This window comes from Coleofasciculus sp. E1-EBD-02 (assembly GCF_040218245.1).
Taxonomy (GTDB): Bacteria; Cyanobacteriota; Cyanobacteriia; order Cyanobacteriales; family Coleofasciculaceae; genus Coleofasciculus.
Genome location: NZ_JAVJQN010000259.1, coordinates 1 through 23,579, shown reverse-complemented (window position 1 = coordinate 23,579; position 23,579 = coordinate 1). Strand labels below are relative to the sequence as shown.

Here is a 23,579-nt window from a genome sequence, read left to right as displayed (position 1 = left end):
CTGATTGCACTGAGGCGTTAATAGAAAGGGGACACAGGCTTAAAGGATCATTAAGATTGCTATAATCGACGAGATTCTAAGGGTTGGAGTCTCTCAATGACATCACTATCAAACCAGCGTCAGATCCGTATTACTAAGGTGGATATGAGATCGCCTAAATCGGATGCTCTCTTTTGGCATACTCAACCCTATACGGCGCGTCTGGCGGCGTTAGAGTCCATTCGCCAAGAGTTTGTGGGTTGGAAATACGGTGCTAAACCAAGATTTCAAAGAGTTTATACAATCGTTAAACGATAATCAGGTTCGTTATCTGGTGATTGGGGGATATGCGGTGGCGCTGCATGGCTATCCTCGCTACACAAAAGATATTGATATTTGGATTGAGATTGAGATCGCGGGTGTATTGGTGAACTTCATTGATTTAGAAAATTTGCGCGTCAATAAGCGGGCGTCGGGACGATTGCAAGATCTGGCGGATTTGGAAAATTTAGAAGCTTCTCCTCAGGACGAATAGAGCAGATTGAGTTCGTTTAGGTTTCAACCTTGAATAAATCTATCCCGTAGGGTGCGTTAGGCGCTGGCTTGGGTTAATGTTAAAAAAATTGGGGATTTTCGCGCCGTAACGCACCGTTTTATGCTTGAATGGTGCGTTACACTTGCGTTAACGCACCCTACAGCTTTCACTGTTCCGGCGAGGGAGGATGTCAATGCAACGACGACAGGCAAGGGCGAGATTGTTTCGATCATTGCTGCCACCAAGAGATTGAGGTTGAATATGATCAATGGAAAGTGGGGCAGAACTGAGCAGTTCGGGATAGTGGCAATATTCACACCGGAATTGGGCGCGTTGACGAACAGTTTTGTAGAGCGACTTAGGAATGGTCATGTGCTCTAGCAGCCATAACGGCATTAATGTAGCTAAAAATTTCGTCAAGTTCGCCAATGGCTTCTAGTTCAAGGGTTTCTTCAGAGGTGAGGCGATCAGCTTTTTTCTTGTCAAGCAGGGTTTGCATTCGATCGCTCAATTCATCGGTGAATTTGAACAGGGTGAGGTTATTAATCTGCTGCACCTGTAATCCTTTCGGGAGTAGGGTCGATGGTTTAAGGCGCGTCGTCATAGCTAGGGGTAGGAATAGGAGTTTGAGGTCTTTTGATCATAATAACAATGGTTGTCTTGAAATATTTGCGATCGCACTCTCTCCCGTTAACCCAACCCTAGCGTGATCGCACTCTAGACTCAATGCCGATCCCTTCAAATCAAAATGTTAGTTAAAATGCTAAAAGTTACCGCTTCTTGGTTAACCGTCAGCTTTTATGAAAACTGCCGTTTCTATCCCAGACCCGATTTTTGAAGCAGCCGAAGCCATGTCTAAAGATTGTTTTAGCGTTTCATCCACCTCACGTTAGACAATATACTGAATTTGCGTTAGCGAACCTCCCCACCACAAGACTTATTCAGCCGACCCTACTTATCGATAGGCTTTTAAGGGAAATTTAATATCTGAATGATCATTCAGGTGTTATGCTAAAAAAAATATCTGAAGACTTGTTCAGATATTGAGTCAAACTCTATCGTGGAGAGAAAGATGACAACTGCCACTCAAACGCAATGTGCCTGTGATTCCTGCGCGTGCATGGTGAGTACCGATTCAGCCGTGCAAAAAGACGGCAAATACTACTGTAGCGACGCTTGCGCTAACGGTCATCCCAACGGAGTTGGCTGTGGGCATTCTGGTTGTGAATGCCACGCTTAATCGGGCGCATCCTCAGCGATTGCCGATCTATGGACAAATAGAACCCACTCCAGGTACAGAAGAATCGCTGTGTCTGGAGTGATTCTTTTCTCTTCTTTGAACCTTAAGTCAAGGTCATTTCTTCTAATTGAGATTGCCAATCTTGAGTCGTGTCCACTGTCGTGACTAGGGATTGTTCCGCCTCAGTGAAGGGTTCAGCCGTGGCTTGTTGGCGACTGAGTAAATCAGTAGTTGCATCAGATACATCTCCAGTGCGGGATGATAGGCGATCGCGTAGGACTTCAATGGGGGCACTACAGTGTAGAATTCGTAAGGGTAACTGATGTGCCTGTGCTTTGGCGATCGCATCCCCTCGAAATGCCTGTCGATCGTACTTCGCATCAAGAATCACCGGGAAGCCTTGCTGTGCTAACATGATGCCCAATTCTAACAGGCGATCGTAAGTTTTCTGGTTCATCTTGGGGGTATAAAGTTGATCAGATCCTTTTTGATCCAATGGAATACCCGCTAAATGTTTCCGTACTGCATCAGAACGCAGGTGAATCGCCCCCAACTGCTGCGCCAATTGTCGCGCTACTGTACTTTTTCCCGAACCCGATAAGCCTGACATAATCACGACTTGTCCGGAATTCGTTTTCGTGTAGTCCCAAGCCAATCGATAATAATCGGCGGCTGTGTTCGCCGCATCTTGTTTCGTCTCCTCAGGAACCGCTGAATCATCCAATAAAAAGGAGGTGACTTTTGCCCGCACATAAGCTTGGCGACATAAGTACAAAGGCAATACCTGTAACCCTTGCCAATCTCCGGTTTGCTCCATATAGGTATTGAGAAACACATTCCCCAACTCCTTAGCCCCCCGCGCATCCAAATCCATCACCACAAAAGCGATATCGTACATCACATCCACAAAGCGGAACGGTTCATTAAATTCAATCCGATCAAACAGTTGAATCTTATCCTGCCACAGGCAAATATTTCTCAGGTGTAAATCCCCGTGACATTCCCGAATCCGGTTATTGTCTAGGCGCTGTTCTAATAACGCCTCTCGTTGGGCAAAAAAGCGATCGCTAAATTGTTTCGTTTCTTGAAATTGCTCTTGGGTTTGCGCCCTACCAATATAGTTTTCCGTTTGCTGATAATTTTCGTCAAACGCCTCACGAATTTTGGCAGGTGTACCGAAACTGCGAATGTAGTCATTGGTTTGGCTTTGAGCATGGAATTCAGCCACGACTCGTCCCAGGTTCTCCATATCCGTTGCCGTCAATTTGCCTTGCTCGAAGCGCGTGCTAAACAAGGCATCCTGGGGGAATTGGCGCATTTTTAGGGTATACTCTACAGGCTGAGAGTCATCCCCTAGAATCAAGCGATCACCCTTTTGACTAATCGGCAACACGTCCAGATAAATCTCCGGTGCTTGGGGTTTATTCATCTGTAACTCTTGCCAGCAGAAATGCTCTCGTTTCTCCAACGTGGAAAAATCTAAAAAGCTAAAGTTAACCGCTTTCTTGACTTTATAGGCATAATCCCCGGTTAGAAATACGTAAGACACATGAGTCTGAATCAAATCAATCGGTTTTTGAACCGGATGAGGATAAAAGTCCGGTTGCTTCATTTGGTCAATTAGATTTGAAATAGTGCTTTGTGACATGTCATTTAATGTACGTAGATATAACAAATAACAAAAAAGCCAGGGATAATCTTATGTTCCCTGGCTCGAAAAACAATTACCTTAAGGTTAAATTTCTTCAGATAACAGCGATGTTGGTTGTTCCTCTTCCTCGGCAGTAGGTTCAGCCGCCATAGTGGTTGCACCCAGGATATTAACGACCGGTCTTTGGGGATCATCCATCGCGGTAGCGCCTGCAGGCAAGGTAATTTCATTAACATGCACGCTGGCGCCTACATCCAAGTTCGAGATATCAACCTCAATGGCTTCTGGAATACTATCCGGAGCGCATTCAACTTGAAGTTCCGTCATGACATGTTCTAAAATGCCGCCTTGCTTCACGCCAAAAGCCGTTCCGACCAAATTTACAGGTAAGGAGATTTGGATCGTATCCTGAGTTGCCACAGAGAAAAAGCTGAGGTGATAGAGGATAGGCTTCCAGGGATGAGTTTGTACTTCTCGCAGCAGTGCTTTTCCATTCCAAGACAGGTCAGGAATGTTGACCTGAACAGCGGTATGGTTAATATCAGCCTGCTTGAGTAAGGTTTCTGCGGCTTTAGCTTCAACCGTGAGTGCGATGGATTCAGCCCCCTTGTGACCATAGAGTGTTGCTGGGATTAAACCCTCTCTACGTAAGGCTTTGGGCTTACTTCCCTCGGCTCGCTTGTGACATTCAACTTTAACTTCCATAGCTAATCTTTTGCTTCAACTGTTGGTGATTCGTCATTTGTCATTAGTCATTCGTCTTATGTCTTATGCCATTCGGAAAAAGGAGACAAAAGACAAAGGACAAGTTATCCCGATGTTACCGGGATACCATTGGCATCTAACAATGCTCGTTTAGGTCCATGGATGGGATCTTCTACGATGATAGTCTGGTCACGGCTAGCACCTAAAGACACGAGTGCGATCGGAACTTCCATCAGTTCTGCCAGGAATTTTAGATAAGCCAGCGCCTGCTTGGGTAAATCTTCCAATGTCCGACAGTGAACGGTGGATTGTTGCCAACCGGGTAGAGTTTTATAGATGGGTTTACACTGAGCAAACCGACGTGCATTGCTGGGGAAATCCTCACAGCGTTGACCGTTGATTTCGTAGGCGACACAAACCTTTAGTTCTTCTAGGGTATCAAGAACATCAAGCTTGGTGATTGCCAGACAATCCATCCCATTGATGCGAACCGCATAGCGACCAATGACTGCATCAAACCAACCGCAGCGACGGCGACGTCCGGTTGTTGTCCCAAATTCCGCACCGCGATCGCACAATAGTTGTCCCTGTTCGCCATGGAGTTCTGTAGGAAATGGTCCCTCACCAACACGGGTTGTATAGGCTTTAGCGACACCAATCACCCGATCGATCATCGTCGGTCCTACCCCTGCACCCACACAAGCACCACCTGCTACCGGGTTGGAGGAGGTGACGTAGGGATAGGTTCCATGGTCTAGGTCAAGTAATGTCCCTTGCGCCCCTTCAAATAAGATATTGCGTCGTTGTTGAATCGCATCATAAATTTTGAGCGAACAGTCAACAACATGAGGACGTAATCGTTCAGCATAAGCGAGATACTGATCGATCACGGTAGCCGGGTCGAGGGGCGGTAAATTATAGAGTTTTTCTATAACAGCATTTTTATAATTAATTGTCCAATTAAGCTGTTTTCGCAGGATATCCGAGTCCATCAAATCGACAACCCGAATACCGATGCGCTCTGATTTATCCGCGTAAGTCGGACCAATTCCCCGACCTGTAGTGCCAATTTTATGGTTTCCCCGTCGCTCTTCCGATGCCTGATCAATTAACCTATGGTAAGGCATGGTGACGTGGGCAGTTTCGGAAATTAGCAGCTTTTGAGTAGAAATGCCTAACTGTTCGAGTTGGTCGAGTTCACCAATCAGAACTTGGGGGTCAATTACTGTCCCCGATCCGATAATACATTCTGTTTCTGGATATAAAATCCCAGAGGGAATCAGGTGCAGCTTAAAGGTTTGACCCTGAACCACAACGGTATGTCCCGCATTGACCCCCCCCTGGTAACGGACGACGACATCTGCGGACTTGCTTAGTAAGTCGGTGACTTTACCTTTTCCTTCATCGCCCCATTGGGCACCGATTACAACAACGTTAGCCAAGGGTTTATTATACGCGCTAAAGTTTACACAAATCACCATTATGTGCAGCAGGTGCGATCGCTGTCAATCGATTTGGTCATTTGTCATTTGTCATTTGTCATTTGTCAATCGATTTGGTCATTTGTCATTTGTCATTTGTCATTCGTCATTTGTCATTCGTCATTCGTCATTCGTCATTTGTCATTCGTCATTCGTCATCTTTCCCATCTCCGCCATCTCCCTCATCTCCGCCATCTCCCTCATCTCCGCCATCTCCCCACACCCGACACCCGACACCCCACACCTAACACCCGACACCCCACACCCGACACCCCACACCCAACACCCCACACCCAACACCCCACACCCCACACCCCACACCCAACACCCAACACCCAACACCCCACACCCCACACCCAACACCCCACACCCACCGAAACCCTAGAAAATCTCTGGGACAAACGTTTGAGTAGACATAGGCGGACGGTGATACTCCAATTCCGACTGTCGGGGGGGTAACTCAATCGGATCTGGTGTTAAATCTTTATAGGGAATCAGACTTAACAGGTGAGAAATGCAATTGAGACGGGCGCGTTTTTTCTCATCGGCTTCCACCACATACCACGGTGATTGCTTAATATCCGTCGCCGCAAACATTTCATCCTTGGCTTTAGAATACTCCACCCAGCGAGCGCGAGACTCTAAATCCATCGGACTCAGTTTCCAGCGCTTGGTTGGATCTTCCATGCGTTGACGAAAACGGCGTTCTTGCTCGTCGTCACTCACGGAAAACCAATACTTGATCAGAATAATTCCCGATCGCTGAATCATGCATTCAAATTCTGGACACGATCGCAGAAACTCCTGATACTCTTCATCCGTGCAAAAGCCCATCACTCGTTCCACACCCGCTCGATTGTACCAACTGCGGTCAAACAGGATCATCTCTCCGGCTGCTGGCAGATATGGCACATAGCGTTGAAAATACCATTGGGTTTTCTCTCGCTCTGTGGGCGTACCCAGCGCCACCACTTTACACACACGGGGATTCAAGCATTCTGTAATCCGCTTGATCACGCCACCTTTTCCGGCTGCATCCCGCCCTTCAAACACGACGACGACTTTTAATCCCTTTTGTTTAATCCATTCCTGCAATTTGACTAACTCCACCTGTAGCCGACGCAATTCCCGTTTGTAAACTTTCTTCTTCAATTTCTTGGATTTGCCTTTGTCAGTTTTTACTTTTTCTTTTTCTTTGACTAGGGAATTTGTTTGATCTGTCACTTTGCTGTTAGTTAACTTGTTGGACATTCTTTAAGATAGCTCTAGCTACTCTACTAAAGAAATTATAGAAAACCGCTATACGATATTTTTTTGTATCAAAAATCACTCCCCAGCCTGAAAGACCTGTTGAACCGTCAAATGTAGATCCGGGAATGTGGGTGAAACAATGCGGTCATTTTCCCTAAACTGAGTCACCTGGTATTCACCGTCAATCAGTTGGTATACACTAAATGTCGGTCGTTTGGGTTTGCCAATGTAACGCCTCCCCCCTAACCCAAGATAGTCCACAATCCAATACTCAGGAATACCCATCGCCTCGTAGTCTTCCAGCTTCAGCGCATAATCATCACTCCAATTGGTGGAAACAACCTCGACCACCAGACGTGCGGAAGATCCTTGAGTAATAATAGATTCCCGTTCCCATCGGGGATCATCTCCGATAGTCTGGGAATTCAACACAATAACATCCGGTTCATAGCCAGACTCATAAGGGATGGGTTTAATCACACATTCTTTAGGAATAAAACTCTGATGTGAAGTCCTGCGGATTTCAAAGTTTAGTTCAGCGATAAGGAAACCTGCTATCCGCGAATGTTTTCCCGTGGGTTTAGGCATTTCAATAATTACTCCATTGTGAAGTTCATAATGGTGTTCTGACTTCTGCGGATACCAAGCAATAAATTCATCGAATGTTACAGGTTTAGGTAAGGCTTGAATCATGGTCTGTGGGGAGAAAGGTTTCTCGAGGATGATTTCCCCACTTGAGGAAACCATCCTCGTTATCTTAACTGGAATGGTACTGACGCATAAGCTGGTGGGCAATGCCCACCCTACGGGATATCAAGGGTTTCGGCAATCCCCCTATACACGCTTTTCAGTGCCATGAATCTTAACTGGGCTTTGGCTAACGCCCTGCTTGGCTAACACAGAAAATCTAGCGATTATGGCGTGAGCCTCCGATAAGGTAACATTGTATCAATTCCTGCAAATGTATCGATTTGTTAACAAACACCTGACGAACTACAACTGTCTATGCAAACCATCGTTGCTCCTCGCCTTCATCCCTCTCACCGAAATCCCGGACATCCCCTAAAACTGGTTGTCTTGGGCGATAGCCTGATCTATGGATTTGGTGATCCCGAAGGTGGGGGCTGGGTTGAACGGCTGCGACGCCAATACATGTTACCCGATAGTCCCGGTCATGTCCTCTACAATTTGGGCGTCCGAGGTGATGGTGTCAAACAAGTCGAAGAACGTCTCGAACATGAGTTTCGCCGTCGGGGTGAATTGAGAAATCGCGTCCCTGATGCCATAATCTTGTCTGTGGGCGTGAATGATTCTGCCCGTGTCGGACGCCCCACGGGTCGTAATTATACAGATTTTGATAGCTTTCAACAGGAACTGGCAAATCTACTCAACCAAGCCCAGCGCTTATGTCCGGTTCTATTTGTGGGGATGGTTCCTGTCGATGAAACGAAGATGCCATTTCTGGATTGCTTCTACTATACTCATGCTGATCAGTACCGCTACAAAGAAGCTACCCGTCTGGCTTGTCTGAGACGCCAGATTCCTTATCTGGATATTTTTGATGTCTGGATGAATCGAGGAATACCTTGGTGGACAAAGCAACTGTCTTCAGATGGACTTCATCCCAATGTGATGGGTTACCGGGCGTTGTTAGAAGATGTTCTAGATTGGGAACCATTCCATCAACTTTGAAAAATTTTGTCTTATGTCATTTGTTATTGGTCGTACTCTATTTTATCCCGGTCAGCTAGGTTGAAGAACAAAAAATAGGACATGAAAATGCATAATTTATAAGTCATAATTCATAGATTCAATGAATCATTAGTCTTTTATCCATCATCCCTCAGCAAAAGACGCCATGATAAACAGACTTAAGGTGCGAATTTATCAAATCTTAGAGCGGACGGACATTAGGGATACGGCTAGCCAGATAGTTGATATATTTATTTGGACATTAATTGCCCTCAATTTGATGGCTTTTACCTTGGAAACAGTTGATTCAATTTGGTATCAGTACAGACAATACTTTATCCTTTTTGAGGATGTCTCAATTGCTGTCTTTACCGTGGAATATATCTTAAGAGTTTGGATATGTACAGTAAATCCGGACTATAAGCATTCGATCAGGGGACGGTTAAGATTCATATTCACCCCTTTAATGCTCATCGATTTAATTGCGATTTTTCCTTTTTATCTGCCGCTCCTGTTCCCCGATTTGCGATTTTTAAGATCTTTACGACTATTCCGCTTTTTTAGAATTTTAAAACTAAGCCGTTATTCAGCGTCATTAAGAACATTAGGACGAGTAATTCGTTCAAAAAAAGAGGAATTAATTATAACCTTTTTTGTTTTATTTATTTTATTGTTTTGCGCCTCTAGTCTAATTTATTTTGCTGAACATGAAGCGCAGGCGGAAGCCTTTCCCAATATTCCCATGTCCATGTGGTGGGGTGTGATTACCTTAACCACCGTGGGCTACGGTGATGTCTATCCAGTCACGCTGATCGGGAAATTAGTGGGCGCGATGTTAGCGGTGCTGGGAATTGGGCTATTTGCTTTACCTGCTGGTATATTGGCGTCTGGATTCTCGGAAGAACTTCAAGTGAGACACCCGTTTAAACGTAAGCGAACCTCAAAATTTTGTCCTCATTGTGGAAAACCAATTCATTGATCCCCAATCTGAATGTCTAATACCAAAACAGAATGGCAAGGCAGTTTAGAGTTAGTCTATGCCGATGATCAGGGTAAAACCCGCTTAGTGCGCGATCGCATAACTTCCCCTCTGAAGGTGCAGCGCCCCTTTTACCCCGAAGGACAAAGGGTTTGTCATACCGTAGTCTTACATACAGCCGGGGGTATTGTCGGTGGCGATCGCTTATCTCAAACCATCCACCTGCAAGAAAACGCCCAAGCCTTGATTACCACGGCGGCGGCGAGTAAAATCTATCGCAGCAATGGGCAAAGAGCCAGACAAAAGATTCATATCCACGTCGAGGCTGGGGCTTGTTTGGAATGGTTCCCTCAGGAAACAATTGTATTTAATGGTGCAGATTATCAGCAGCAGATGACGGTAGAATTAGCTCCAGGAGCCAGTTGGTTAGGCTGGGAGATTACCCGCTTTGGGCGTACCGCCAGGAAGGAGAGGTTCTTACAAGGGGATTGGCGATCGCATACCGAAATCTGGCAGCAAGGACGCCCGTTGTGGATTGATCGTCAGTGGTTACCAGGCGGGGAAGCGGTACTCGATAGTCCCCATGGATTAGCTGGACAGCCAATTGTCGGAACCCTGATCTGGATTGGACCACCTGTATCATCGGAGATAATAGACAATGCCAGAAGCCTGTGGACAGCAACCCAGCGCCAAGGAGAAGCAGGAGTGACCCAAACTCAGGCACAAGGATTATTATGCCGTTATCGCGGTTCATCAACCACAGAAGTGCGAAACTGGTTTACCCAGGTTTGGCAATGTCTGCGCCTTACTTATTTGGGACGGAATGTTTCCCAACCACGAGTTTGGCTAGTTTAGCCAAAACGCTGAAAGCTACACCCTGTCTCAAAGGACAGCACCCTCGTTGGATAGGTGGGATAATTTTGCCCTTAAACGAGAAAGACCACATTATCACCAATCACTTCACTGGGTCGTATAGAAATATTTCTCGTCAATTCAAGGAAAATTAGACTAATCTTAAAAGATAAATGTGACAAGAAAGTGATCACCTTAACTGTCATTATAATTTTAGATGCTTCGGTAAATATAGCATGAGTTCAACACCAATGAATCGATGATATTTATGATTAATTTAACTAACTATGAATTAATTCGATATTTGCTTTTCATTATTTTAGGAGTGATTTTTTTCAAAGTCATTGTTTATTTTGAAGCCGTTATAGCTATTTTTACATTAGCCGCAGTATTGGCATTTTTGCTCACCTATCCAGTGAGATGGTTACAGCATTTTGTGCCACATACTGTTGCCGTTGTTGTGGCATTTTCAATTCTCATTATTATAGTTTTTATTTTTACGGTTACAATAGGGTTTGCACTTTTATCTCAAGGTCAACAATTAACTAATGAATTACCGGGTATTATTGATCAAGTTATATTTATAGGAGGAAAAGTTGAGAGGTTTTTGGATAGATGGAATCTCCAAATTGACCTCGAAGCCATTGAAGGATTTTTACGCAATCAAATCCTTGCAGGAATTACCATTATTTTAGCAATATTATCCAAATTATTAACCCAGTTCGTTAATCTCATATTGATTACTGTTGTCGCATTTTTTATGTTGCTAGATAGAGGAAGGCTTTGGTCTTTCATTCTTCAACGATTTCCCCCTCCCCTCCGAAATAAGCTAAGCCTTGCTATTCAACGCAACTTTTTAGGATTTTTTTGGGGACGACTTCTACTATCAGCTTTTTTTGGCATTTCTGCCTTTGTTATTTTTGTATTGTTTAGAATTCCCTATGCCTTAGTTTTAGCCGCGATCGCGGGAGTGTTTGATCTGATTCCGGCAATTGGCGCAACCTTAGGGATTACCATTGTCGCATTAATTGTGTTACCTCAAGGAATTTTGCTAAGTATCACTGTTTTAGCTATTTGTGTAACTTTACAACAAGTCGAAGAGAATTTGCTGATGCCTCGAATTATGCAAGGCTCACTTGATATGAATCCAGTTGTCATGTTCTTTGCTTTATTAGTAGGTGCGAGAGTTGCCGGACTTTTGGGAGTTTTTCTGGCAATTCCTTTAGCTGGAGTTATGATCAGTTTGTTTGAAATCAATGAAATGAAGGGAAAAGACTAGTGTAACGTGGCTTCAAATACCCATCAGTTAAAAATAGGTGAAAAAGAAGATACTATAAACAAGTGTAGTCATCTGCCCGGAAGCTTCCTGGCTTATGCCCTGGAGCCTTCTGCGTTATGCCTTTTGCTATAGCACCAAGATCAAGATCAAGATAGACAAGTCATTATGCAACTCTCACCCCAGGAAAAAGATAAATTACTGGTGTTTACCGCCGCCCTATTAGCGGAACGACGCAAAGCACGCGGACTCAAACTGAATTATCCCGAAGCCGTCGCGTATATTTCGGCGGCTATTTTAGAAGGGGCGAGAGAGGGACGCACGGTAGCGGAGTTAATGAGTGATGGCACAACTCTGCTAACACGGGATGATGTCATGGAAGGTATACCAGAGATGGTGCAGGAAGTCCAGATTGAAGCCACGTTTCCGGATGGGACGAAACTCGTCACAGTTCACAATCCCATCCGCTAGGGTACTGGGGACTTTTTGACAAATGACAAATGACAAATGACAAATGACAAATGACAAATGACAAATGACAAATGACTAAAAATCATCCAACATCCATTCCGACGCCCGTTCCCCCATCTCAATCGGAATGCTCACAGCTTTTCCGAGTCGGGGACGTTCACGAGTTTGCTCGATGTACTCTTGCACTTGGGGAACCGCACCCCAACCATGAAGATAATGGGCAATGGCGTCCAGACGCTCTAGATACTCGACTTCGGACAGGGGAAACGACTTCTGCTCTAGGTACTTCCACATCACCTGAACAAAAATTTTTCCCTGAGTCCGCCGAAGCTGGATGTCATAAGAGCGTCCCCACTTGCTGAGCAGGATTTGGTGCAACTCTTGTCCTGTCATAGATCCCTTACCTGGCTGATTGTTTACATTTTTTTACAAAGATAAAGTTTCTTTACTTTATGAGAAGGGTACAAAGAATGTAATAATACTCATAGCTTAAGCCGTAAATCCTTACTTACATAAGGATTATGGCAACCCTGCTCGCGGTTGAATCCCTCTTCATAAAAGGAGCGGGGTAAAGAAAATGCTGGGAATCATCCCAGAGTTGTTAAAAAAAATATACCCTTAGGCGTTCAGTTATGGCTCAAGTGTCTGGCTCCCCAGATGTCCCCGATATGGGGCGTCGTCAATTTATGAACCTCTTGACGTTTGGTACGATTACGGGTACTTTCGTCGGTGCCCTCTATCCAATCGTCAAGTACTTTATTCCCCCATCAAGTGGTGGTGCTGGCGGTGGTGTCACCGCTAAGGATGCTTTGGGCAATGATATCCAGGTTAGCGAATTTTTAAGCAGCCATAACCCAGGCGATCGCACCTTGGCTCAAGGACTCAAAGGCGATCCCACTTATGTAGTCGTGACCGAAGACAAAGCGATCGCGGACTACGGGATCAACGCGATCTGCACTCACCTGGGATGTGTGGTTCCCTGGAATGCCAGTGAGAACAAATTCGTCTGCCCTTGTCATGGATCTCAGTACAATAGTCAGGGCAAAGTGGTACGCGGACCGGCTCCATTGTCATTAGCCTTGGTTCACGCCGACGTCACCGAAGACGATACCCTGACCTTTTCCCAGTGGACGGAAACCGATTTCCGCACGGATAACGATCCTTGGTGGACTTAATTGTTTTCGTCATTTGTCCTTCGTTAGGGGCAAATGACATAGCCCATTTTTGAATTGTGAATTTTTTCCTTAAGCGATGAGAACACCTTCTTTATCGGTGATGTACAAAAGCAGCAAGCGGATTATTACCCAAGCCCTCTTGCTGACTTTGGCAACAGCGGCATTTTTCTTCATTAGTGATATTTCCCTTCCTCAGTCGGCGGCGGCTTATCCGTTCTGGGCGCAGCAAACCGCCCCGGAAACTCCCCGTGAAGCCACCGGACGGATTGTTTGTGCTAACTGTCACCTCGCGGCGAAACCCACGGAAGTGGAACTTCCCCAATCGGTTAAACCAGATACCGTCTTTGAAGCCGTGGTAAAAATCCCCTATGACCTTGACACCCAACAGGTCTTAGGAGACGGTTCCAAAGGCGGTCTGAATGTCGGTGCTGTGGTCATGTTGCCGGAGGGCTTTAAAATTGCTCCCGAAGACCGCATTCCTGAAGAATTACAGGAAGAAGTCGGCGGACTTTACTTCCAGCCCTATAGCGCCGACCAGGAAAACGTAGTGATTATTGGTCCCCTACCGGGTGAACAGTATCAAGAAATTGTTTTCCCGGTTCTTTCTCCGAATCCAAAAACGGAAAAAGATGTCCATTTTGGCAAATACTCGGTTCACGTTGGTGCTAACCGAGGTCGTGGTCAGGTTTATCCGGCTGGGAATAAGAGTAACAACACGGTCTACAATTCCACAAAAGCCGGTTTAATTTCTCAAATTACCAAGTTAGAAGAAGGCGGCTACGACGTTACTCTTCAAACCCCTGAGGGTGACACAGTTGTAAATACCATTCCTACAGGACCCGAATTAGTGGTTTCCGAAGGGCAAGAGGTCGCCGCAGGTGAGGCGCTAACCACTGATCCTAATGTCGGTGGATTTGGTCAAGTAGACGGCGAAATTGTCTTACAAGACCCGGCTCGGATTAAGTGGCTAATGGTCTTCATTGTTGCGATTATGTTTTCTCAACTCTTCCTCGTCTTGAAGAAAAAGCAGATTGAGAAAGTACAAGCGGCTGAAATGAATTTCTAAGTCCAGCACTTATTCATTTGAGCCAACTCATTTCAAATAAATAAAATAAGGGACAGGTTAGTTAGCCTGTCCCTTATTGGTACTATCGGAGCTTTATGAGATTGCTTTCACCCAAGACAAGAGTCGCGAGTGATTACTACTCAGCCTCTTTTTCTTCACCTTCATTTTCATTTTCGTTTTTGGTATCACGATTACCAAAATAGCGCTTGTTTCTTGAGAAAGAAGAAGAAGAAGACTTCTTGCGAAACTGCCGAGCATAAGCTTGGTTGCGAGAGGCTTTCTCTTTTTTCAAATTGCGGCGTTTAGCCATTTTAGATGTCTCCATCAATACAACAAAACGCTTCTGTAGATTCACACATAAGCGCCACAGTCAACTCAAAACCTAGAAGCGGTTGTTTCGGCGACCACCACCGCTTTTTGGACGATCTTCACGAGGTCGCGCTTGATTGACCTTGAGTTCACGACCCATCCATTCAGCGCCGTTTAGCTCAGAAATTGCTGAGGCTTCTTCGTCTTCCGTCCCCATTTCCACAAAGCCAAACCCGCGCAGGCGACCTGTTTCGCGATCAGTCGGCAGATGAACTCGCTTGACAGTACCATACTCGGCAAAGACTTCGCTAAGGTCTTCAGAGGTAACGGAATAGTCGAGATTGCCTACATAAATTGACATCGATTGATGTTCTCCCCAATCAAAAAGTGTGTCGAGAGCCAAGATTTCGGAGAACAGCCTGTCAATACTTTAGGGGAAAAACCTATGAATACTGAAAACAAACGTAGTCACCGCTTTGAGTCTCAATAGACATTGTAACGAATTCCTGCCCTGTTAGGGGATATTGCTGATCATTCCCCTGACAGACATGCCGCCTAAGCATTTTCAAGCCAAGTCTTGAGGTAGATGACAGGGGAAGGCATCGATCGCAGACAATAGATAGACCGATCAAGACCTGATCTATGCGCGTATCGGCAAAAACGATTCAAATCCTGCTGACGATCATCGCTACTATCTTAGCGATCGCGGCGCTTAAGGCAACCAGTGCGATTACCATCCCCTTAGCGTTTGCCTTTTTCATCGCGGTGTTAGTCCATCCCCTGCAACGTTGGCTCAACCGTCATGTCCCCCATTGGTTGAGTTTGGTCATTGTCATGCTGGTTCTGGCTGGCGTTGTCGGCTTAGCCATCGGCGCACTGCTACTGAGTGCGGAAATCGTGGAACCGAAAGCACCCCAATACCTTGACCGTTTGCAGCAGATGTTCCAGAATGCGATGGCGTGGGCAAAACAACGGGGGCTTCCAGTAGAACAGTTATCCTCCCAAGATTCCCAGGGTCAATTAACCAATGAAGCCATCGGCGGACTCAAGTTTCTCTGGGATGGGTTAAGCCTATTTATTTTAATAATCTCGCTACTCGTCTTACTTTTACTCGAAGTCGGACAGTACCGAGAAAAAATTGAACGGAGTTTGGCGTCTAAAACCAGTGCTAAGGTGGTCAATGCTGTCGCTAGAATGAGCGATAAGCTGCGAAGCTATCTTCTAATTCAGTCGTTCACCTGTGTCCTGACGGGTATACTGACGGGTTTATGGTGTTGGATGCTAGGGGTAGATTTTGCCGTGGTTTGGGGATTAGTCGCATTTGTTCTCAACTACATCCCCACTTTAGGGTCGATTGTCGCGGTACTCCCGCCCACTCTACTGGCGCTAATTTTTCAAGGAATCGGGCGGGGAGTAGCAACGTTGGTGGGTTTAGCTGTCATTCAGGTGATTTTAGGCAACTTCGTTGATCCCCGTCTTCAGGGACGTACCCTTAAGCTTTCACCCTTTGTGGCGCTATTGTCGATTGTATTCTGGGGTTGGGTGTGGGGTATTCCGGGCGCACTACTGGGTATTCCTATGACCATGTCTCTAATTGTATTTAGTCAAGAGTTTAAATCAACTCGCGCGATCGCACTCCTGTTTGGTGATACTGATGATCCAGAATTGAAAAAGAAATTGAAGTAGGTATTTGTCCTACATCGGGGTTGCTGAATAAGCATTGTGGTAAGGAGAGGGAACAGGGAACAGTAATCAAGCTTCTGCTTTCTGCTATAACTTTAAATCTCTACCCACAGATAGGCTCAATGCCCAATCCAACTCGGTATTCTGAGTGAAGACCGCTATAGGAGACCATTTATGTCTGTTGCCAAAGTTATTGAAGTTGTTTCTTCCTCGTCAAAAAGTTTTGATGATGCCATACAACAAGGTTTAGCCGAAACAGCCACTTCTCTAAAGGGTATTAGCGGATTAGAAGTTGTTAATTGGACGGCTGATGTTGAAAACGATAAGATCGTGACTTACAAGGTGACGATGCATATTGCTTTCAAGGTTGAGCGTTAATCATCAACCCTCTGAACTATTAGAATATCCGAAAAGATACGTTCTGCAAGATTCTCAAGACTTTTTTTGATGATTGAATCTACACAAACACCCGTTCCACCAGCCAAACCCCCTGAACCGTCTAAACCTGATGCCATTCCGGTAGAACCGCCACCCCCTCCACCTCCTGTGCAACCGCCACCCCGACCGGTTGATCCCACAAAGGAAAAAGATAAGTAAGTAGGGTCTGCTGAATAAGTCTGGTGGTGGGGGAAGAGAGCAGGGGGAGCAGGGGGGGCAGAGGGAGCAGGGGGAGCAGAGGGAGCAGAGGGAGCAGGGGGAGCAGGGGGAGCAGGGGGAGCAGGGGGAGCAAGGGCAGTCCCCAATGTTTTCGGATAGCTCGACCGATAAGTTGAGCATTACTGTATAAAGAAGTCAAATAAAACTGAACTTCACGAGTCGTTTTATTCCAGAGATGACGCACTCGGATAACCATAACAAGGCTTTGGGTTTATATATGCCTATCCATTGAGTAAGGCATTGATAATCGTTGCTAGCTTCTTCAAGTTCACAGGTTTAGTCATATAATAGGATACACCTGCGGCTAAACATTTTTCGCGATCGCCTGACATCGCCAATGCAGTTATGGCAATAATTGGAATGTTGGCAGTACGGGGGTTGGCGCGAATTTGTTGGGTAGCGCTTAACCCATCAAGTTCTGGCATCTGAATATCCATTAAAATTAAATCAGGCTTGCGCCGTTGGCTGAGTTGTACGGCTTCTTTGCCATCTTTTGCCATGATCATTTCATAGCCGATTCCCTGTAAATAATCGGATAAGGTTTGGGTGTTGGCTTCGTTGTCTTCAGCTAATAAAATTAAAGGAGTCGTTCGCGGTAACGTTGTGTCTTCAATGTCTGATACACTACACCCTAGCGTCGCCTTTTCTGCGGGGTAACTGATGGAATGATTTGCTGGATGAGAACGCCAAGGTAGTCTCACCGTAAAGCAACTTCCTTTTCTGAGTTCACTTTCTACGGTTACCCATCCTCCATGTAATTCCACAATCCGCCTTACTAACGCTAATCCTAACCCTGTTCCCTGATGACGCCGGGATAAACTGCTATCAATTTGGACAAAAGATTGAAAGAGTTTCTCCAGATGTTCTTTAGCAATTCCAATTCCCGTATCACTGACACGAATACAGAGAATCTCTCCTGGGGATGTAGAGACGTAGCATGCTACGTCTCTACATTCCGTATCCTTATGAATTTCAACTGTCACCCTTCCCCCTTCTGGGGTAAACTTTACCGCGTTACTTAATAAATTAATTAAGACTTGCTGCAAGCGTCGTTCATCGCCCAGAATCGTCCCTAATCCCGCCGCAATATTATCCGTCAACGTAATGTTTTTATCTAACGCTAGCGGTTTAATCAAGGATAAACTCGCATCACACAGTTGGCTAATCCTAACGGCTGTCAGGTTTAACTCCAACTTCCCGGATTCAATCTTGGCTAAATCGAGAATATCGTTAATTAACTCCAGTAAATGTCTACCACTTTTTTCAATCGTGGCGAGAGACTTGCGCTGCTTTTGGGTAATCTCTCCATAGACTTCTTCTTGTAAGCTTTCCGATAACCCTAGAATCGCATTCAGCGGCGTTCGCAATTCATGACTCATATTTGCCAGAAACTCGTCTTTTAACCGAGTGGCGTGGGCGAGTTCCGCATTGGTTGTGGCTAAAATATCATTATTGTGGCGCAATTGCTCGTATAATTGAGACTGTTTAATCGCGATCGCGAGTTGGGTGGCTAACGATACCAGTAACTCTATTTCCCAGGTTTGCCATTCTCGCGGATGGGAACATTGATGGACGATGAGTAATCCCCAGAGGATATCCTGTTGTACAATCGGGACAACCAGTTTTGCCCGGATTGCGTATTCCTCCATGAAGCTTATCATACAAGGTAGAACCTCTTCGCGATCGCGATCGGCTAACGCATACACTTGTCCCTGAACATAATTCTGATAACAACTTCGGGGAAAGGCTTCCGCAGGAAAGATACTATTCAATAACTGGGGAAATCCTGACGCCACCCCTTCCGCAATCGCCCGTCCGCGATTATCTTCAAAAAGCTGATACACTAATACTCGGTCAGCCATCAGTAATTGTTGGACTTCTTCAACCGTCGTTGTCAGAATTGTCTCCAAGTCTAGGGATTGGCGAATGCGTCGAGACATCGCACTGATTAATCGTTCCCGTTCAACTTGTTGGCGTAGGGTTTCTTCTACCTGTTTGCGCGACGTAATATCTGACGCTGTACCGAGAATCTGTTTCGGTTTCCCCTCAGATGTACGAGTAAAAATTGTATCCCAACTATATAACCAACGCCATTGACCATCCGCATGGCGCATCTGATACTCACATTCGATAATATCACCATCTTTGGCGGTATCAAAGCGTTGATGCTGGCGTAAAACTTGAGCTAAATCATCAGGATGCATTAGTGATTCAAACAGTTTCGATTCCATCTGCTGAATCTGTTCCGGGCTATAACCCAGCACTTGAGCCACGGAACGGTTAATATAGATATTGCGTTGTTCAACAATATCATAAATATATAGCACATTCGGATTCGTATCCGCAATCCGTTGGATAAATCGCTGACTCTCTTGCAGCGCCAATTCTGCTTTTTTGCGATCGCTAATATCCCGAAAATAGACCGATAACCCGTCTTCCGAGGGATAGACTCGCACTTCATACCAGGTATTGTTCGACGCATACAACTCCTCAAACGCCATTGGTTTTTGTTCCCGCGCCGCTTGGCGATAGATGGTTTCAAATTGGGTGCCAATGGCGTCCGGAAATTCATCCCAGATACATCGACCAATCATATCGACGGCGGGACGATTAATTAAGGGGGCTAATAGGGAGTTAAAGTGGGTAAACCGCCAATCCTGATCCAGGGCAAAAAAGCCTTCGGTAATACTTTCTAATATATTATTAATCTTGCGATGAGAATCTTGCAGGGCTAATTCCGTTTGCTGGCGTTCCTTAATTTCTCGGTGCAGGTGTTCCACTGTCTGTTCTAACGCCGTGGTTCGTTCCTGTACTCGCTTTTCTAGGGCTTCATTTAGGTGTTTCAGTGATTCTTCTGCTTGTTTGCGATCGCTAATATCTCGATAGGCGCTTAAAAAGAAGAGTTGATTATCTTGATGAATAATGGAATGGGAGACTAGCAGAGTTTTCTGAACCCCGTTTTTATCACAAAATGTTGTTTCCAGGGTGCGGAGTTTGCGCTTCTTACTGGGACTTTTTTGCCATTGCTTCACCTGCTGATAGAGAAGCGGATCAGGATACAGTTTTGCCATGAAATTCTCACAACGATTCGCCTCTTGGCGGGTATAGCCCGTAATTTGCTGCATTTGATGATTAAAGATACGGAATTTTCCCTGACTATTACTCAAGGTAATTCCTTCGCCCACGGTATCAATCACCGTAGACAATTGTCCCGCCATGGATTGAATCGCTTGTTCGGCTTTTTTGCGTTCGGTAATATCGGTAACCGTAGTTACCCGCAAACAGCGTTCCCCTTGCTGCATGATCGGTCCAGTGGTAACCTGAATATCAATAAATTTACCATCATGACGCCGTACTTGCCATTCACCGGAATGATGGGGGTCAAGAAATTCGGTTAAGGATCGTCCTAATAAATAATCACGGGAATAAGCAAAGAGTTGACAGAAGGCGGGATTCACCCGTACCAGTCGCCATTGTTCATCAGTAATACATAAACCCACGGGGGCAGATTCATAGAATAACTCTAACAGTTTCTCACTGGTTTGGGCGTGTTCCTGTGCCTGTACCCGATGGGAAATATCCAGCCATGCGCCAATAATTTCTTGGGGAATACCTTGGTCATTGCGAATCAGTTTCCAATCGTCTTGTAGCCACAGATACTCTCCATTTTTCTGTTTAAACCGATATTCTTGAATCGAATAGCCTTGTTGAAACAGTTGGGCAAATCCGGTGAGAACGGTGGGTAAGTCTTGAGGATGAATATGATTTAACCAAAAATCCGGTTGTTCTAGAATTTCGGCTGGGGTATAACCAATCAGGGCGGTAATATTATCACTAATAAATGTGGTTTGATAAGGCGGAATAAACTGGCGACTGTAAATTGCTGTGGGACTCGCGGAGAGTAAATAATGCAGTCGTTCTTGCGTCGCCTTTGCCAACTGTTCTGCCTTTTGCCGTTCCGCCAGTTCGGTTTGGAGTTGGGAAAAGGCATTGGCTTGTTGAATCGCGATCGCGATTTGCACACTGAGTTGTTCTAATAAGTCTAATTCCTGGGGTTGCCATTGGCGGGGGGCGGCACACTGATGGGCAACTAATAAGCCCCAAAGTTGTTCGTTAATAATAATGGGAACGGTGAGAATGGCTTTAACTTGAAACTGTTCCAGGAGTTCTAAATGGCAAGGAGTTAACCCTTGATGATAAATATTATGCGCCACCTGACGCCGCCCATTCAGATAGTCAGCGCCTTTAGTGTCTTGGAAATAAGCATCACGAACTTGTGATCCGATAACTGAGGGAAAATCACCCACCGATTCGGCGACAATCTCCCCACTCCAATCCTCAGCAAACTGATAAACCAAGACGCGATCGCAGTGAAGGAGTTGGCGCACTTCCTGAACGGTGGCTTGGAAGATATCCGGTAGTTTTAAGAAGCAGCGAATCCGTTGGGCAATCGAGCGTAAAATATGTTCCCGTTCCGCCTGTTTTTGTAATTGATGGGTGCGGGATTCGACTAATTCTTCCAGTTGAGTATTGCGACTTTCTAATAACTCAATCTTTTCCGCTTCTAACTGACCGATGACTTGCTGGAGTTGGTCAATCACACCATACATTTCCATCGGATCAAGAACTTGCAGCAACCGTGTTTGGGTGACAATTCCCAACAATTCCCCTGTGTCACCCGTAACGACTAATCGCCGCACATAACGACGCTGCATTTCCTGATGGGCGTGCCAAAGATTATCCCGGGGACGCAGACAAAATAGGGGTTGACTCATCACATCATTTGCCTGTAATCCACTCAGATTAACGCCCAAGACTTGAAACTGAACAATATCCCGTTCGGTGACAATTCCCACAGGTTTTTGTAAATTTTTTTCTGGAATGTCTTGACATATAACCACACAACTGACCCGATGTCGTGCCATTAACTGTGCTAGTTTGAGAATCGAAGTATCAACAGTGGCTTGAATCACTGTCCTATTCATCACCTCATCCACGGTTCGTAGTTTCAGCAAATGAGAGGGTTCAATCACCGCCCGCAGGGTGGAAAGGGTAATTAAACCGAGTAATTGTTCCTGATCATCCACCACAGGGAGATGACGAATCTGGTATTGTTTAAGAATACCCAGAATGCTAAAAACATCTCGAAAGTCGCTCGATTTGAGGCGATAATCTGGGGGACTCATCACCTGACGAATACTCACCCCCGCCAAATTGCGCCCCTGCGCCGTTAAGCGCACCACATCCCGTTCAGTAAAGATACCCACAAGCTGAGTTTTGTGGGTAACTAAGACACAGCTAGTAGAAGGAGACAGTAAGGGATTCTGCTGGGGTTCCGGCGTCTTTTCTGTCGTTTTCTCCTGAGAATCAGTAGGGGGATGCACTTGACTCATTCGCGCCAAAACCTCAACCACAGGCGTATCCAGCGTCACCGTAACTGGAGTGCGATCGAGGATATCGTTAAGTTGGGGAGAGTGGAAGCACCAAGGTTGATTCGGGAGATGAGGAGAGGATGCCATAAGGATGCTAAACTGATCAGCGATAAAGTCGAATCAGGGGTCGCAGATGTGACCGTTTTGGGATAGAGGTGTACTATCCTCTCCCTTTTCAGCATACAATTTTGATAATTGTTCGTAGTTGCGCTTTAGCGCCATAAGCGCTTGCATCGCCGACTAGAGGCGTGGTGTAGCTATGTTCGTAGTAAGCGCTTTAGCGTTATAAACACTTGCATCGCCGACTAGAGGCGTGGTGTAGAAACCCCATTTTTGCCATGGCGAGGAGGAAGTCGCAGCTACACAAACATAGGCGAAGCCTTCCCGAAGGGTAGTCCGCCTGCGCGGACTAGATTATAAAGGGGGTGGCTAACCCGGATTTGGTATAAGGCTACAATCGATACCAAATCATGATTTCCCTATATTGCCAGACTTCGCGTTGTGTTCCTGATTGAACCTGTGTGGATACGATGAATACTCAACTCACCCCCTCGGAACTGAATTCCTATCAAACAATATTACCCATAATTGCAATGCTGTAATAACAAGGGTTTCAGGCGTTTTTATTAGGGGTGTTTGACCGGACATGATATGAAGAAAGCTTTTCAACCATTTGGACATCAAAAAGACAGGAGCTTATTGAGAATGGGTGGGTCTGGCGATAATTATTCTGAATAAGCTCTCATCTTAATTCAAGACTATTCAATTGGTGGTTGGAAAACCTTTTCCCCCGCACCCCTGCACCCAGATGTAGCATGCTACGTCTCTACATGTCTCCCCCCGCACCCCTGCGCCTCTGCACCTCTGATCTCCAACCTGTTTTTGGACAGCCCAGGGCAATTTCTGGCGATTTGCGGTGTTCAATTACCTAGGGCAGAAAATATCATTGAAGTATACAGCATCACATCTCAAGAGCTGGAGAGTTTTGCTTCATCAAAACATGCGGGGGTAAAGAACTGTAACCAAATCTCTATAGACATCTACGCAAACCTAATCAAAATGCATAGCTATAACCATCCTTACGGTGAATCGGTGTGCAGTAATCCAATCGGGTTGACCTCCTTTTCTTGTCGATAACGAACTCG

Annotated in this window: 24 protein-coding genes and 2 pseudogenes; 13 read left to right on the top strand and 13 right to left on the bottom strand. The window is 45.6% G+C overall.

Annotated features, from left to right (window positions below; all coding sequences use genetic code 11):
* Positions 1-96: 96 nt before the first annotated feature.
* Positions 97-297: a hypothetical protein gene (locus RIC07_RS37695; protein ID WP_446398976.1), complete on the top strand. Its 201-nt coding sequence runs from the start codon at positions 97-99 to the stop codon at positions 295-297.
* Positions 251-514: a hypothetical protein gene (locus tag RIC07_RS37690; RefSeq protein WP_446398975.1), complete on the top strand. Its 264-nt coding sequence runs from the start codon at positions 251-253 to the stop codon at positions 512-514. The genes RIC07_RS37695 and RIC07_RS37690 overlap by 47 nt, the downstream gene beginning before the upstream one ends.
* Positions 515-709: 195 nt before the next feature.
* Here the strand turns inward: RIC07_RS37690 and RIC07_RS37685 are convergent.
* Both RIC07_RS37685 and RIC07_RS37680 read right to left on the bottom strand, forming a co-directional pair.
* Positions 710-886: pseudogene (locus RIC07_RS37685) on the bottom strand (HNH endonuclease); the annotation flags it as partial.
* The gene (locus tag RIC07_RS37680) at positions 873-1,118 is read right to left on the bottom strand and encodes a hypothetical protein (RefSeq protein WP_446398974.1); all 246 of its coding nucleotides are present in this window, start codon (positions 1,116-1,118) and stop codon (positions 873-875) included. The pseudogene RIC07_RS37685 and the gene RIC07_RS37680, both read right to left, overlap by 14 nt.
* A 468-nt stretch (positions 1,119-1,586) precedes the next feature.
* On the opposite strand from RIC07_RS37680, the gene RIC07_RS37675 reads away from it, so the two are divergent.
* Positions 1,587-1,754, top strand: coding sequence for a metallothionein (locus RIC07_RS37675; protein WP_446344169.1), 168 nt, complete (start codon positions 1,587-1,589; stop codon positions 1,752-1,754).
* Between the two features lie 103 nt (positions 1,755-1,857).
* Here the strand turns inward: RIC07_RS37675 and RIC07_RS37670 are convergent, their stop codons facing one another.
* From RIC07_RS37670 to RIC07_RS37645, 6 genes are all read right to left on the bottom strand, one after another.
* On the bottom strand, positions 1,858-3,402 hold the full coding sequence (locus RIC07_RS37670; protein WP_446398973.1) for a bifunctional aminoglycoside phosphotransferase/ATP-binding protein: 1,545 nt from the start codon (positions 3,400-3,402) through the stop codon (positions 1,858-1,860).
* A gap of 87 nt (positions 3,403-3,489) precedes the next feature.
* Complete coding sequence (locus RIC07_RS37665) at positions 3,490-4,110, bottom strand: 50S ribosomal protein L25/general stress protein Ctc (RefSeq protein ID WP_446398972.1); 621 nt, start codon at positions 4,108-4,110, stop codon at positions 3,490-3,492.
* 104 nt (positions 4,111-4,214) lie between these two features.
* A complete protein-coding gene (locus RIC07_RS37660) occupies positions 4,215-5,552 on the bottom strand; it encodes an adenylosuccinate synthase (protein ID WP_446398971.1) in 1,338 nt (445 codons plus the stop codon).
* Between the two features lie 180 nt (positions 5,553-5,732).
* Positions 5,733-5,945, bottom strand: a complete 213-nt coding sequence (locus RIC07_RS37655; protein ID WP_446398970.1) for a hypothetical protein — start codon at positions 5,943-5,945, stop codon at positions 5,733-5,735.
* Positions 5,946-5,972: 27 nt separating this feature from the next.
* The gene (gene ppk2 / locus RIC07_RS37650) at positions 5,973-6,842 is read right to left on the bottom strand and encodes a polyphosphate kinase 2 (protein WP_446398969.1); all 870 of its coding nucleotides are present in this window, start codon (positions 6,840-6,842) and stop codon (positions 5,973-5,975) included.
* A 75-nt stretch (positions 6,843-6,917) separates the two neighbouring features.
* The gene (locus RIC07_RS37645) at positions 6,918-7,535 is read right to left on the bottom strand and encodes a Uma2 family endonuclease (RefSeq protein WP_446398968.1); all 618 of its coding nucleotides are present in this window, start codon (positions 7,533-7,535) and stop codon (positions 6,918-6,920) included.
* A 312-nt stretch (positions 7,536-7,847) separates the two neighbouring features.
* Between RIC07_RS37645 and RIC07_RS37640 the strand changes: the two genes are divergently transcribed.
* From RIC07_RS37640 to ureA, 5 genes are all read left to right on the top strand, one after another.
* On the top strand, positions 7,848-8,534 hold the full coding sequence (locus RIC07_RS37640; RefSeq protein WP_446398967.1) for a GDSL-type esterase/lipase family protein: 687 nt from the start codon (positions 7,848-7,850) through the stop codon (positions 8,532-8,534).
* Between the two features lie 166 nt (positions 8,535-8,700).
* The gene (locus RIC07_RS37635) at positions 8,701-9,513 is read left to right on the top strand and encodes an ion transporter (protein ID WP_446398966.1); all 813 of its coding nucleotides are present in this window, start codon (positions 8,701-8,703) and stop codon (positions 9,511-9,513) included.
* 12 nt (positions 9,514-9,525) lie between these two features.
* A complete protein-coding gene (locus tag RIC07_RS37630) occupies positions 9,526-10,368 on the top strand; it encodes an urease accessory protein UreD (RefSeq protein WP_446398965.1) in 843 nt (280 codons plus the stop codon).
* 265 nt (positions 10,369-10,633) lie between these two features.
* On the top strand, positions 10,634-11,644 hold the full coding sequence (locus tag RIC07_RS37625) for an AI-2E family transporter (protein ID WP_446398986.1): 1,011 nt from the start codon (positions 10,634-10,636) through the stop codon (positions 11,642-11,644).
* 165 nt (positions 11,645-11,809) lie between these two features.
* Positions 11,810-12,112: an urease subunit gamma gene (gene ureA, locus RIC07_RS37620; protein WP_006104853.1), complete on the top strand. Its 303-nt coding sequence runs from the start codon at positions 11,810-11,812 to the stop codon at positions 12,110-12,112.
* A gap of 75 nt (positions 12,113-12,187) precedes the next feature.
* Here the strand turns inward: ureA and RIC07_RS37615 are convergent, their stop codons facing one another.
* The gene (locus RIC07_RS37615) at positions 12,188-12,505 is read right to left on the bottom strand and encodes a DUF3067 family protein (RefSeq protein WP_006104969.1); all 318 of its coding nucleotides are present in this window, start codon (positions 12,503-12,505) and stop codon (positions 12,188-12,190) included.
* A gap of 239 nt (positions 12,506-12,744) precedes the next feature.
* Here RIC07_RS37615 and petC point away from each other — a divergent pair, with 239 nt between their 5' ends.
* Entirely contained in the window at positions 12,745-13,287 is a 543-nt protein-coding gene (gene petC, locus RIC07_RS37610) for a cytochrome b6-f complex iron-sulfur subunit (protein WP_446384149.1), read from the top strand.
* Between the two features lie 76 nt (positions 13,288-13,363).
* On the top strand, positions 13,364-14,353 hold the full coding sequence (petA, locus tag RIC07_RS37605) for a cytochrome f (RefSeq protein ID WP_446398964.1): 990 nt from the start codon (positions 13,364-13,366) through the stop codon (positions 14,351-14,353).
* A 136-nt stretch (positions 14,354-14,489) separates the two neighbouring features.
* On the opposite strand, the gene RIC07_RS37600 is transcribed toward petA, so the two are convergent.
* The gene (locus tag RIC07_RS37600; RefSeq protein ID WP_006104830.1) at positions 14,490-14,663 is read right to left on the bottom strand and encodes a hypothetical protein; all 174 of its coding nucleotides are present in this window, start codon (positions 14,661-14,663) and stop codon (positions 14,490-14,492) included.
* 72 nt (positions 14,664-14,735) lie between these two features.
* Positions 14,736-15,023, bottom strand: a complete 288-nt coding sequence (locus RIC07_RS37595; protein WP_006104844.1) for an RNA recognition motif domain-containing protein — start codon at positions 15,021-15,023, stop codon at positions 14,736-14,738.
* Between the two features lie 281 nt (positions 15,024-15,304).
* Here RIC07_RS37595 and RIC07_RS37590 point away from each other — a divergent pair, with 281 nt between their 5' ends.
* From RIC07_RS37590 to RIC07_RS37580, 3 genes are all read left to right on the top strand, one after another.
* A complete protein-coding gene (locus RIC07_RS37590) occupies positions 15,305-16,348 on the top strand; it encodes an AI-2E family transporter (protein ID WP_446398963.1) in 1,044 nt (347 codons plus the stop codon).
* A gap of 171 nt (positions 16,349-16,519) precedes the next feature.
* On the top strand, positions 16,520-16,723 hold the full coding sequence (locus RIC07_RS37585; RefSeq protein ID WP_446398962.1) for a dodecin family protein: 204 nt from the start codon (positions 16,520-16,522) through the stop codon (positions 16,721-16,723).
* A 69-nt stretch (positions 16,724-16,792) separates the two neighbouring features.
* Positions 16,793-16,942 (top strand): hypothetical protein, encoded by a 150-nt coding sequence (locus tag RIC07_RS37580; RefSeq protein WP_446398961.1) that lies wholly within the window; start codon positions 16,793-16,795, stop codon positions 16,940-16,942.
* 136 nt (positions 16,943-17,078) lie between these two features.
* Here RIC07_RS37580 and RIC07_RS37575 read toward each other — a convergent pair.
* A pseudogene (locus RIC07_RS37575) lies at positions 17,079-17,210 on the bottom strand (ISAs1 family transposase); the annotation flags it as partial.
* Between the two features lie 13 nt (positions 17,211-17,223).
* The gene (locus tag RIC07_RS37570; protein ID WP_446398960.1) at positions 17,224-22,521 is read right to left on the bottom strand and encodes a PAS domain S-box protein; all 5,298 of its coding nucleotides are present in this window, start codon (positions 22,519-22,521) and stop codon (positions 17,224-17,226) included.
* Positions 22,522-23,579: the final 1,058 nt, after the last annotated feature.